A 12,754-nucleotide genomic window follows, 5' to 3' on the forward strand; every position below is an offset into this window, starting at 1 on the left:
TCGGCATCCATGCAGGTGCGGATGACAGCGCATCGGGGAGGTGCCGGTGAGCTTCAGGAAGGCGATGGTCGCGGGCGCATTGGCGCTGATATTGTCGCTCGCTGTGCTGATCGCGACATCTATCTGGCATCACAGGCTCGCCGCTCGGTTGCTTTCGCGGATCGAAATGGCCCAGCATCAGGCGCTGCTGGTCACCCGGCTGGAGGCGGACATCGTCGCCCGGCAACTGGCCGATCGGTCACAGCATGTTGCCATGGATCAGGCCATTGCAGTCGGCATGCGAGCCTATCTGGGCAGTATTGAAAACGAACGGCACCTGATCGAAACCGACGCGGAAAGTCAGGCCCAGCAAAGCCATGAATGGGCAAGGGCGCTAGAACTCGCCGGGATCATAGGCAATTCCGATCGGGCGGGATGGAGGGCGGCACGCGCTCTGTCGCATGACATCGCCGTCCGGGAACAGGGGGAGGCGCGGGAGGCCGCGCAATCGATCGCACAGGCGCAGCGCTGGAGCGGCTGGCTGATTGGCAGCGTGGCGCTTTTCATCCTGCTGCTGTGTGGCGCAACCGGCTGGCTGCTGTGGCGCGGCATCGTGGCGCCCATCGCTGCGCTCATCGATGGCACAGACAGGCTCAGGGCAGAACGGGGCCCTGCACGCGTTCGGCTGCAGGGGCTGCACGAACTACAGCATCTGGCCGCCCAGTTCAACGATATGGCGGAAGCGATCGAGACGCAGGTGGCCACCCGCACGACGGCCCTGGAACAGGCCAATCAACGGCTGCGCGATATCGATGGCCGGCGTCGGCTGTTCCTGTCCAAGGTCAGCCATGAGCTGCGCACGCCCGTCACCGTGATGCGCGGTGAAGCAGAAGTGGCGCTGCGCCGGCCGGAGAATCGCGCTGCACTGGAGGATGCGCTGGTCCATATCGTCGACAGCGGCCAGTTCCTCCATCGGCGGCTGGACGACCTGCTGGCGCTGGCCCAGGCGGAAGATGGCGCCTTGTTGGTCGCGTCCCGGCCGATCGACCTTGCCGCCGTGCTGCGCGACGCCCATGCCATGGTGGCCCCTTTCGCCCGATCAAGTGGTATCGGGCTTCAACTTGAAACGGCAAGCGATGCGGTGCCGATCGTCGGCGACCCCGATCGATTGCGCCAAGCCCTCGTTGCCATCATCGATAATGGCATAAAATTCTCGCCGCCCGAGGGCATGATCCGGCTGGATATGCGATCGGACGGCGATCGCGCGCGCATCGCGATCAGCGACGATGGTCCGGGCGTGGCGGAGGCCGATCTGGCCAGGATTTTCGATCCCTATTTCCAGGCGGATGTCGGACGCAGCCGGGGCGGCACCGGGCTCGGGCTTGCGCTCGCGCGATGGATCGCGGATCGGCATGGCGGCCAATTGGACGCTGCCAATCACCGTATGAGGGAGGGCCTGTGCGTGTCGCTGACCTTGCCGGTGGTGTCATGAACATCCTGCTGGTGGAAGATGATCCGGGCATCGGCCGCTTCGTCCATCGCGGATTGATGGCTGAAGGCTATATGGTGGAATGGCAGACATCGGGACGGCGGGCCCGTCCACGACTGGCATCCGGCCTGTTCCATGCCGCGATCCTGGATCTTGGCCTGCCTGATATGGATGGCGCCGACCTGTGCCGTCAGTTGCGGCAGGACGGGGTCGACTTGCCGATCTGCATGCTGACCGCGCGCGCCAGCCTGGACGAAAAGCTGGAGGGGTTTCGCTGCGGCGCCGATGATTATCTGACCAAGCCTTTTTCCTTCGAGGAATTGCTGGCGCGGCTGGCGGTCATGGTTCGACGTCGCGAAGGCCGCGATGCCGAGCGCCTGTCGCTGGGATCGCTGGCGATCGACATTCGTGCCCGGACGGCGCAGATCGAGAGGGAGCCGCTCGATTGCAGCCGGCGCGAGTTCGACCTGCTGCTGTGTCTGGCCCGTCAGGCGGGACAGGTGGTATCGCGCAGCCAGATATTGGACATGGCGTGGGGCACCGACGCCGACGTCACGGAAAACAGCGTCGATGTCTATGTCGGCTATTTGCGCAAGCGCCTGGCCGCGCACGCCTGCGCGCCCGACCTGCTGACGGTGCGTGGGGTCGGTTTCATGCTGCGGCATGGGACCAAAGCATGAGCGATATTGAGAGGGTTCTCATCAAGCGCTCAGGACGCTCTCAAAAAGCCTTCCTACACTTCTCCGGGTAAGCGGCGATCAAGCCGCACTGCCAAGGAGGATGCGATGCGAGGAGCAAGGGGGCGGCTGGCGGCTATTACGGCGCTGGCAACGATGCTGGCGGGGCCGGCGCTGGGCCAGAATGGGGCTGCGGCCAAGCATGATTTCAAGCTGCCAGGCGTGAGCTGGGACGACATCCTGAATGACGAGCAGAGCAACGACAATGTGCTGATGTACGGCTTGGGCGTGCGGGCCCAGCGGTTCAGCACGCTCGACCAGATCAACAGCGACACTGCGAAGAAACTGGTGCCCAAATGGGTTTTCTCCTTCGGCGACGAGCGGCAGCGCGGACAGGAAAGCCAGGCGCTCTTCTATGACGGGGTCATCTATGTGACCGCATCCTACAGCCGGATATTCGCGCTGGATGCGGCGACGGGCAAGAAGATCTGGTCCTACACCGCGCGCCTGCCCGATGACATCCGTCCCTGCTGCGACGTCATCAATCGCGGCGCGGCCATCTATGGCGACAAGATCTTTCTCGGCACGCTCGACGCCTCCATGATCGCGCTCGACCGCAAGACCGGCAAGGTGGTGTGGAACAAGAAGTTCCAGGATCACAAGGCCGGCTACACCATGACCGGCGCGCCGACGATCGTGAAGGATCAGAAGACCGGCCGTGTCATGCTGATCCACGGATCGTCCGGTGATGAATTCGGCGTGGTGGGCGAACTTTATGCCCGCGATCCCGACACCGGCGAGGAAATCTGGATGCGGCCGATGGTTGAGGGGCATCAGGGCCGCCTCAACGGCAAGCCGTCGAGCTTCACTGGCGATCCCAAGGCGCCGAGCTGGCCCAATGACAAGGATGGCAAGAAGGTCGAGGCGTGGAACCATGGCGGCGGAGCCCCCTGGCAGTCGGCGACCTTCGACGTGAATACCAACACGATCGTCATCGGTACCGGCAATCCCGCGCCATGGAACACCTGGAAGCGTTCGCCGGGCGACAGCCTCTACACATCGGGCCAGGTCTATATCGAACCCTCGACCGGCGAGCCGGTGGGCTTCTTCCAGCATACGCCCAACGACGCCTGGGACTTTTCGGGCAACAACCCGATCGTGCTGTTCGATCTGGAAAAGGACGGCAAGACGATCCGCGCCGGCGCCCATGCCGATCGCAACGGCTATTTCTTCCTGACCGATCTCGACAAGCTGACCAAGCGCGATGGCAAGATCAGCAAGCAGAAAGGATCGGCGCTGGGCATCTATCCCTTCGTCCCGAACATCAGCTGGGCCAGCAAATGGGATGTGGCCAATGGCCGGCCGATCGAAAATCCGGGGCAGCGTCCGCCGCCGCCCGCACCAGGCCAGGACAAGGGGGACGTGATCAAGGTCACCCCCAATTTCCTGGGCGGCACCAACTGGATGCCCATGTCCTACAATCCGGGAACCGGACTGTTCTACATCCCGTCCAACGACTGGTCGGAAGATTACTGGACCGAGAATGTGACCTATAACAAGGGTGCCGCCTATCTCGGTCAGGGCTTCCGCATCCGCAAGCAGTTCGACGATCATGTCGGCGTGCTGCGGGCGCTGGACCCCAAGACCGGCAAGATCGCCTGGGAGGCGAAGGAGCATCTGCCGCTATGGGGCGGCAACCTGACGACCAAGGGCAATATCGTCGTCCAGGGCACAAGCGACGGCTATGTGAAGCTGTTCAACGCCAAGACTGGCGAGGAGCTGTGGAAATTCCAGACCGGGTCGGGCGTGGTGTCCGTGCCCATCACCTGGGAGATGGATGGCAAGCAATATATCGGCCTCGCCTCGGGCTATGGCGGCGCGGTGCCGCTATGGGGTGGCGACATGGCGGACCTGACGCGCTCGGTCAGTCAGGGTGGCTCATTCTGGGTGTTCGAACTGCCCGAAGGCTGATCCCCTTCCGGCATCACCGGGGCCTCATCACCCCCGGTGCCGATCCGCCCGGTCGGCCGGTGCCTCCCTTGCCGACCGACCGGGCGGACTCTGTTTTCATGGGGAACCTGCCATGCGCATCATCCTGTCCCTGCTGGCCGCATCGCTGGCTGTCCCGCCAGCCACTGCCCAGATGCTCATCACCAATGTCGAGGAGCGCCCCGATCCCTGGATCGTCAATGGCTGCCGGATCGGACCGAAGGCGAGTTGCCCCGGCGCCGACCTGCGCTTTGCCGATCTGGCCAATGCCGACCTCAGCGGCGCCGACCTGACCGGAGCAAAGCTTGCGCGCGCCGATCTGCGCCATGCCAATCTGACTGGCGCCAAGCTGACGAGCGCCGACCTCGACGGCGCCCGGATGAGCACGGCCTTCATGGGCGGCACCCGTCTGGAAGGGGCATCGCTGCGCGGCACCGATCTGTCCTTCGTCCGCGCAGCCAAGGCGCGGTTCGACCGCAGCGACATGACCGCCGCCACGCTGGAAAAGGCGCTGCTCAAGGGAGCAAGCTTTCAGGATGCGCGCTTCATCAACACCGATCTCATGGAAGCCAAATTCTACGAAGCCGACCTGGAACGCGCCGTCATGGATGGCGTGCAATTGCGCTTTGCCGTGTTCCAGGATGCCTGGATGAAGGATTGCCGGGGCTGCCCGACCCATTGGCAAAACGGCGATACCGTCTGGCAGACGGAGGAAAGGGAGCGGCAACGCAATCAATAGGCCTGTCGCGCGTTTCTCCTGCGCCCAGAACCTATCCGCCAACAGCCGTTACGGGGAAGCCAGATCAGCGGCGGCCCGCAACTCCCATGCGACAGCGCCTTGCCGGCGCGCGAGCGTGATGGCGTTATCCAGGGAGGATTTCGCGGTTGCGCTGTCGAGGAGTCCGATTGCGATCCTGGCCTTGATCCGCAACAATTCGGGCATCAGGCATTGTTCGCCATTTGCCTCGCATCGCCGGATGGTGGCGTCGATCACCTTGTCAGCCTCTGTGAAACGCGTGTCGAGCATCAAGCCCTGCGCCAGTGCGATGGAAAAAGGCGTCGTCAGCAGATCATAACGGGCAGTGCGCAGCCGGACGAGGCATTGCTCGATGGCTGTCAGCGCGTCGCCGCCTGCTTCCCCGCGCAGGATCGCGAACTCGCCGGTAAATCCGCTGGCTACGGCGATATAGGGGCCTAGGGCATTGGCTTCGGCACAGTCGGCAAAGGTGGCGAGCGTCTCCTCCGCGGCAGCAAAGTCCCTCATCCAGCTATGGATCGACAGCGACCAGATCAGCGCGATGCAGAGCGTCACGGGATGATTGAGCGTCGCGGCGTCCTCGACGGCCTGGCGCGCCAGCGCCTTGGCCCGCTGTTCATCACCGGTCAGCCAGAGCGTGCGGGCCAGTGCGATGATGGAGCGATTGCGATGGTCGAAGCCATAGCGCACCGTCTGGCTGCGCAGCGATTGGGGAGCATGCGCCAGGGACATTTCCAGATCGGTGCGCGCCTGTATCTGGTCGCCGGCCAGATGGTGCGAAATGCCTGACAGCGAATAGGCGACGCCGATGGCTTCATCCTCGCCGACCGCCTCGGCCACCTGAATTGCCCGCGCGGCGTGATCCATCGCGACCTGATATTCGCCGATCCGCTCATGAAAAATGTGCAGTCGGCCAAGAATGCGCAGCTCGCTCCAGTGATCGTCCAGCAGACGGGCGATTTCCAGCGCGCGGTCGAGCGCCTTGCCGGCTTCCGGCCGATTGCCACGGGTGAACATCAGCGCGATGGCGAGCGCGCCCTGCAATTCCAGCTCGATCGCGGTGCCGCGTTCGCTGTCCATCATTTCGGCCAGCGCCCGGCTGCACCAGTTGCGGCATTCGATCAGATGCGAGAGATTGAGGAAGACCGGCGCACTGGCAGCGGCAAGGCGCACGGCAATGCGCCGATCGCCATTGTCACCAAAGGCCCAATCGAGCGCGCTGCGGATATTGCCCAGTTGCTGCCGCAGGGGGCGCTGATCCTGAAGGACGTCATCTTCCTGCGCGAGCAGGGCTTCCAGTTCCGCCAGATAATAGGCGGCATGGCGCCGGGCATTGGCATTAACCTCGGCCTGTCCACGGGTCAGCAGATGTTGGCGCCCATGAGCACGGGTCATTTCCAGGAGGCGATAGGTACCCGCGCCTCGCATCCGATTTGGCGCGATCAGCGACTTGGCGACCAGTTGATCGACGGCGGCGGCGATATCGTCCGCGCCCACCAGCGCGTCGGCCACCACCGCGAGCGCCGCGTCGATCGAGAAGGGGCCGACGAAGATGGCCAGCCGCTCCAGCACGATCCGCTCGACGTCGGGCAGGAGGTCACGGCTCCAGTCGAGCGTCGCCTGCAATGTCTGCTGACGCGGCAGGGCGGTGCGCCGCCCCGGCCACATCAGGCTGAACCGTTCGCCCAGTTGCCGGGCCGTCGCCTCCAGCCCATGAGATGCGGCGCGCACGGCCGCCAGTTCGATCGGCAGGGCCATGCCGCCCAGCCGGGCGCAGAGATCCCCAATCAGGCACGCGTCACTCTCATCGACCCGAAACTGGCTGTCGGCCGCGCGCGCCCGTTCAAGGAACAGTTCGATCGCGGGATAGGCGCGCAACTGTGCCAACGTCAGGGCTTCTCCATCGTTGGGATAGCCGAGCGCGTCGAGGCGATGGACATGTTCGCCGCGGACGCGCAGCGGCTCACGCGAGGTGGCGAGGATGCGCACTTGCGGCGCAGCGTCGATGATATGTTCGACCAGTTCGGCTGTGGGGGCGATCAGATGCTCGCAATTGTCGAGCAGCAGCAGAAAGGATTGATCGCGCAGATGGCCCAGGATCACCGCCAGCGGATCGTCGCTCTGCACGGTCAGGCCCATGGCGCCGGCGATCATCGGCCGCACCAGGCCGGGATTTTCCAGCATGCTGAAATCGACGAAGGCGACGCGATTGGAGAATTGCGGGGCCAGGGCGTGGCCGATCTCGATCGCCAGCGAAGTTTTGCCGACGCCGCCGGCGCCGACGATCGTGAACAGCGGCGTATCGACGACCCTGTTCTGCAACAGCGCCAGATCCTCCGTCCGGCCGATCAGGTGCGGCAGGCGCGGCGGGATATTATGCGTCGGTGCGAGCGGGGCAGGGGCGGACGTCACGGTCTGACCCGTCTCCGGCCCTTGCACCGCGACCGGGGCGACGAAGGCATAACCGACACCAACCTGGGTCGCGATATAGCGTGCGCCATCGGTGCCTTCGCCCAGCAGCTTGCGCAGGCCCGCCATATGGAAGCGCAGGCTGCCATCCTCGACCACGACATCGGGCCAGACCCGCTTCAACAGGTCGCGCTTGGAAAGGATCTGCCCCGGCTGTTCGGTCAGCACCACCAGCAGGTCGAAGGAGCGGCCGCCAATCTCGACCGGGACACCATCGCGGGTAAGCAGCCGTTCGGCCGGCAGCAGCGCGAAGGGGCCGAAGCTGCGCCGTTCGCCCAGAAGCTGCCTGTCTCCGTTCGCCACGCTCGCACCGTCCCATTTCCGGCGACGCTCGCGCCGCTGTCTGCTGCATTGCCATATCGTTAGCGAAAGGCAACGACCAGTAGGGTGGCGAAAGATGGACCGGGAAATCAGCCGAAGGTGAAGGAATAGGCTCTGGCCCCCGGCCGGGCGAACTGGATGGCGATGGTGCGATCGCGAATGGGGCCGGTCTGGCGGACAAGCTGGTAGAGCCGGTCGTCCCGCACTTCGCCCCAGCCCTGCGCATCGGTATCGGCGCCATGGCTGGCACCGGGCGCCGCGCCGTCGATCGTCACGCGGAAACGGATCGGGTGGCCATCGGGTGCGCCGCCCAGGACCAGATGCGCGTCACGCGCATGGAAGCGATAGCGCAGCGTGCCATTGGGTGCGTCCAGGCGGGAAAATTCCGATCCGACGGTCCAGTCGCCGGACAGATCCCACCCGCCCAGCGGCAGATCGGTTGCCGCCCTGTAGCTAGCGGTCGCATCCCGGCGCAGGCCGCCGGGCGATCGGAAGCCGCTTGCCTTGTCATGGCCCAGATAGGCTTCGCCCGATGTCAGATTGCGCCAGTCTGCCGGCGCCTCGATCCCACTCCCCTGGGTTGTCGTTAAGGGAATGGCCGCAGGATCGTGACCGGCCTCGGCCAGCAGGCGGCGGATCAATTGTTCGGACTCGGCATAATCGCCCTCGCCGATGCGATAGCCGCGCACCTGTCCCTTGGCGTCGATGAAATAGAAGCCGGGCCAGCCCTGATTGCCGAACGCCTGCCAGACGGCATAGTCATTGTCCTGAAGATTGGGATAGCCCACGCCCAACCGGGCTGTGGCCTGACGGACCTTGGCGGGATCATGCTCGAACCGGAACTCGGGCGCATGGACGCCGACCACGACCAGCCCCTTGTCGCCATAGCGTTCCTGCCAGGCCCGTAGATAGGGCAGGGCGCGCAGCGAGTTGATGCAGGAATAGGTCCAGAAATTCACCACCACCACCTTTCCGCGCAGGGAGGCCACGCCACCTGGCACGGGCGTCAGCCAGGGGCCTGCATGATCGAGCACGTCAATGGCCTTTCGCGGGGCGCCGAACGGCGCGGCAAGGGAGGGGGCTGCGCGGATCGCATCGGCGCAGCAGGCGATGGTGGTAGCACCGGCTGCCAGCAGGGCGGCGGTGATGAAGCGGATGGAACGGGTTCTCGTCATGGCGGGCGGCCTTGTGGTTGCTCTCTTGCCTGCAATGTAGCGGCCGGTCGCGCGGATGCCTGTTAGGCCCTGTGCGGGCGCATTAGTTGGCGGCAGTGGCGCGGGCGGCAGATCGCATTTGCAACGGCTAACGCCCCATCATCCCAACTAACGGGCGTTCCGCGCGCGCTCCTCTATCTCCGGGACCATGACTTCCCGGATCGAGGAAATGAACATGACGGAACCCCATTCGACATCACGCCGCCGGTTCATGGCAGGTGCTGCATTGGCAGGCGCGGCCGGCGCCATGCCGTCCGCGCTGCGGGCGGCGATCGACGACACGGTTGTTCGGCCCTTTCGCGTCGCCATCCCGCAGGTGGACATTGCAACGATGAAGCGGCGCATCGCCGAAACCCGCTGGGCCGACACCCAGCCGGTCGCTGATGACAGTCAGGGCGTGCGTCGCCAGACGCTGGAACCGCTGATGCGCTACTGGGCGGGCGCCTATGACTGGCGCCGGGTCGAGGCGCAGCTCAATGCGCTGCCGATGTTCATGACCCGGATCGACGGGCTCGACATCCAGTTCATCCATGTCCGTTCGCGTCATGCGGGCGCCTTGCCGATGATCCTGACCCATGGCTGGCCGGGGTCGATCCTGGAATTTCTGAAGGTCATCGGTCCGCTGACCGATCCGACCGCGCATGGCGGCACGGCCGACGACGCCTTCCACCTCGTCATTCCCTCGATCCCTGGCTTCGGCTTTTCCGAAAAGCCCCGCGTGCCGGGCTGGGGATCCGACCATATCGGTCGGGCCTGGTCAGTGCTGATGCGGCGGCTGGGCTATGATCGCTATGTCAGCCAGGGCGGCGATTGCGGATCGGTGATCTCGCAGCGCATGGCTCTGCAGCATGTGCCGGGCTTGATCGGCATCCATCTCAACATGCCGGCCGTGGTGCCGGCCGAGATCGCCCATATCCTTGCCGCCGGCGATCCCGCCCCCGCCACCTTGAGCGCGCCGGAACGCCGGGCCTTCGACCAGCTCGCCGCCTTCTACCGCGACAATGCCGCCTATGCCGCGATGATGAACACGCGGCCGCAGACGATCGGCTATGCGCTGGTGGACTCGCCGGTCGGCATGGCGGCGTGGATGTATGAGAAGATCGCGCAATGGACCTTTAGCGACGGCCAGCCCGAGAAGCTGCTGGGCCGCGATGCCATCCTCGACGATCTTTCGCTCTACTGGCTGACCGGCACCGGCGCCTCGGCCGCCCGGATCTACTGGGAAGATCATAGCAATAATTTCAACGCGCGCGGCGTCATCGACCTGCCGGTCGCGATCAGCGTCTTTCCCGGCGAGATCTTTCGCGCGCCCAGAAGCTGGGCCGAGCGCTGCTACAGCCGCCTCCATTATTTCAACGCGGTGGCCGATGGCGGCCATTTCGCCGCCTGGGAACAGCCGATGCTGTTCGCACAGGAACTGCGCATTGCCTTCCGCCCACTGCGCTGAACCCCCTCAATAAAAGGAGACTTGCCATGTCCGACACCAAGACGCTCTACACCGCCCAGGTCCATGTGACCGGTGGACGCGAAGGCCACGCCCGCAGTTCCGATGGGCGCCTCGACCTTCCTCTTTCCACGCCCGGCGGACCGGGGCAGGGGACCAATCCCGAACAATTGTTCGCGGCCGGCTGGTCTGCCTGTTTCGAAGGCGCGATGGCGATCGCTGCGAAGGGGAAGGGCGTGACCCTGCCCGATGACCTGGCGATCGATGCGGCAGTGTCGCTGCGCCATGGCGACGAAGGCTATTCGCTTGCCGCCCGGCTCAATGTCTCGGTGCCCGGCCTCGCGCCCGACATGGCCCGGCAGATCATTGAGCAGGCGCACCGCACCTGCCCTTATTCCAAGGCGATCAAGGGCAATATCGATGCCCTGGTCACGCTCGTCTGAAACCCCGAGCCTCAGGAGATTTGACATGCGGACTCTCATCATGGGCGCATTGCTGGCGGGGCTTGCCGCAGGCAATGCCCAGGCCCAGCCGGTCAAGCCGACCATCGTCCTGGTCCATGGCGCCTTTGCCGACAGTTCCAGCTGGAACGGGGTGATACCCTTCCTTGAACAGGATGGCTATCGGGTCGTCGCCGCGCCCAATCCGCTGCGCGGCGTGCGGGCCGACGCCGATGTCGTGGCCGATCTGGTTCGCAGCATCGCCGGACCTGTGATCCTGGTCGGCCATTCCTATGGCGGGTCGGTGATCAGCGAGGCGGCGGCCGGCCCAGCCAATGTGAAGGGGCTGGTCTATGTCGCCGCCTTCGCGCCGGACGTCGGCGAAACCGCCATCGGCCTGACCGGAAAATTCCCCGGCAGCACGCTTGGGCCGGCACTGGCACCGCCGGTAACGCTCGGTTCGGGAGGCAAGGATCTCTATATCCTGCAGGCGCGCTTCCATGACCAGTTCGCCGCGGACGTGCCGCCGACCGAAGCTCGGCTGATGGCGGCGGGGCAGCGCCCGATTGCCGAGGCCGCCCTGTCGGAAGCCGCGACCCAGGCAGCGTGGAAGACCGTGCCGTCCTGGTTCATCTATGGCGACGCTGACCGCAACATCCCGCCCGCCGCCATGGCCTTCATGGCGCAGCGCGCAGCGGCGCGGCAGAGCGTTGTGATCCGTGGCGGATCGCATGTCGTGATGGTGTCGCACGCACCCGAAGTCGCCCGGCTGATCGAGAAGGCGGCGACGGCGGACTGACAACGGGAACCATGCGCGCTCACAGCAGATCACAGCGATTAACAGGCGCATCGCCGGCGACGCGCCTATCAGGAAGTGGTCGCCGCGATTTCCGGTCAGATCGGAGTGTGGCTCAGCCCATGGATGGGAGAATGATGATGCGTCAGGATATTGCAGACCCCGCTCGCCGGGATTTCGTTCGTGTCGCAGCCGCCATGGCCGCGACGCTGGTGGCTGGCGGGTCGGCTGGTCGGGCGTTTGCCGCTCCGGTTGCCGGGGCGAACCCGCCTGCGCTGGGCCCGATCCGCCAGATCGACGCCGGTGTGCTCAATATCGGCTATGTCGACATGGGGCCGCGCGATGGCGCGCCGGTCCTGCTGTTTCATGGCTGGCCATACGACATCCACGCCTTTGCCGAGGTCGCGCCGCTGCTGGTGGCGCAGGGGCATCGGGTCATCATCCCGCATCTGCGCGGCCATGGCAGCACCGTCTTCCGCGACGCAGCCACCCCGCGCAATGCACAGCAGGCGGCGCTGGGCGCGGATGGCATCGCGCTGATGGATGCGCTGGGCATCCGCCACGCGGTGGTGGCCGGCTTCGACTGGGGCGCGCGCACGGCAGACATCATGGCGGCGCTGTGGCCCGAACGGTGCAAGGCGCTGGTGTCGGTCAGCGGCTATCTGATCGGCAGCCAGGCCGCCAATGCCAAGCCGCTGCCGCCCGCCGCGGAACTGCAATGGTGGTATCAATATTATTTCGCGACGGAGCGCGGCAAGGCCGGCTATGCCGCCAATACCAACGCCTTCAACAAGCAGATCTGGCAATTGGCGTCGCCGCGCTGGGCGTTCGACGATGCGACCTTTGCCCGGTCGGCGGCCTCCTTCGTCAATCCAGATCATGTCGCGATCGTCATCCACAATTATCGCTGGCGGCTGGGCCTGGCCGAAGGCGAGCCGCAATATGACGCGCTGGAGGCGAAACTGGCCGCCGGCCCGCCGGTGACGATCCCGGCGATTACGATGGAAGGCGATGCCAATGGCGCGCCGCACCCCGATCCGGCCGCCTATCGCGCGAAGTTCGCGGGCGTTTATGACCATCGGCTGATCGATGGTGGCATCGGTCATAATCTGCCGCAGGAGGCGCCGGCGGCCTTTGCGCAGGCGGTGCTCGACGCCGCACGCATGGCCGGATGAGGGA

The 12,754-nt window shown here is 65.2% G+C and carries 10 protein-coding genes; 8 read left to right on the forward strand and 2 right to left on the reverse strand.

Annotation, left to right across the window (positions count from 1 at the left end; genetic code table 11):
- The first annotated feature begins 46 nt into the window (after nt 1-46).
- The 4 genes from CG471_RS08580 to CG471_RS08595 all read left to right on the forward strand — a co-directional run bounded on the left by CG471_RS08580 (nt 47) and on the right by CG471_RS08595 (nt 4,873).
- Nucleotides 47-1,471 (forward strand): HAMP domain-containing sensor histidine kinase, encoded by a 1,425-nt coding sequence (locus tag CG471_RS08580; protein WP_180275650.1) that lies wholly within the window; start codon nt 47-49, stop codon nt 1,469-1,471.
- The gene (locus CG471_RS08585) at nt 1,438-2,148 is read left to right on the forward strand and encodes a response regulator transcription factor (protein WP_257211475.1); all 711 of its coding nucleotides are present in this window, start codon (nt 1,438-1,440) and stop codon (nt 2,146-2,148) included. Before CG471_RS08580 ends, CG471_RS08585 begins: the two co-directional genes overlap by 34 nt.
- Nucleotides 2,149-2,253: 105 nt before the next feature.
- The gene (locus CG471_RS08590; protein ID WP_099231576.1) at nt 2,254-4,116 is read left to right on the forward strand and encodes a methanol/ethanol family PQQ-dependent dehydrogenase; all 1,863 of its coding nucleotides are present in this window, start codon (nt 2,254-2,256) and stop codon (nt 4,114-4,116) included.
- A 112-nt stretch (nt 4,117-4,228) separates the two neighbouring features.
- Complete coding sequence (locus tag CG471_RS08595; RefSeq protein WP_004207636.1) at nt 4,229-4,873, forward strand: pentapeptide repeat-containing protein; 645 nt, start codon at nt 4,229-4,231, stop codon at nt 4,871-4,873.
- A 48-nt stretch (nt 4,874-4,921) separates the two neighbouring features.
- Here the strand turns inward: CG471_RS08595 and CG471_RS08600 are convergent, their stop codons facing one another.
- Together CG471_RS08600 and CG471_RS08605 are read right to left on the reverse strand one after the other, a co-directional pair.
- On the reverse strand, nt 4,922-7,663 hold the full coding sequence (locus tag CG471_RS08600; protein WP_099231577.1) for a winged helix-turn-helix domain-containing protein: 2,742 nt from the start codon (nt 7,661-7,663) through the stop codon (nt 4,922-4,924).
- Nucleotides 7,664-7,770: 107 nt separating this feature from the next.
- Complete coding sequence (locus CG471_RS08605; RefSeq protein ID WP_099231578.1) at nt 7,771-8,856, reverse strand: redoxin family protein; 1,086 nt, start codon at nt 8,854-8,856, stop codon at nt 7,771-7,773.
- 214 nt (nt 8,857-9,070) lie between these two features.
- Here CG471_RS08605 and CG471_RS08610 point away from each other — a divergent pair, with 214 nt between their 5' ends.
- From CG471_RS08610 to CG471_RS08625, 4 genes are all read left to right on the forward strand, one after another.
- Entirely contained in the window at nt 9,071-10,342 is a 1,272-nt protein-coding gene (locus tag CG471_RS08610; protein WP_099231611.1) for an epoxide hydrolase family protein, read from the forward strand.
- 26 nt (nt 10,343-10,368) lie between these two features.
- Nucleotides 10,369-10,782, forward strand: a complete 414-nt coding sequence (locus tag CG471_RS08615) for an organic hydroperoxide resistance protein (protein ID WP_099231579.1) — start codon at nt 10,369-10,371, stop codon at nt 10,780-10,782.
- Between the two features lie 25 nt (nt 10,783-10,807).
- On the forward strand, nt 10,808-11,578 hold the full coding sequence (locus CG471_RS08620) for an alpha/beta fold hydrolase (protein WP_099231580.1): 771 nt from the start codon (nt 10,808-10,810) through the stop codon (nt 11,576-11,578).
- Between the two features lie 137 nt (nt 11,579-11,715).
- Nucleotides 11,716-12,750 (forward strand): alpha/beta fold hydrolase, encoded by a 1,035-nt coding sequence (locus tag CG471_RS08625; RefSeq protein ID WP_099231612.1) that lies wholly within the window; start codon nt 11,716-11,718, stop codon nt 12,748-12,750.
- The last annotated feature ends 4 nt before the right edge of the window (nt 12,751-12,754 follow it).

The sequence above is a fragment of the Sphingobium sp. IP1 genome, from assembly GCF_002708645.1.
Taxonomy (GTDB): Bacteria; Pseudomonadota; Alphaproteobacteria; order Sphingomonadales; family Sphingomonadaceae; genus Sphingobium; species Sphingobium yanoikuyae.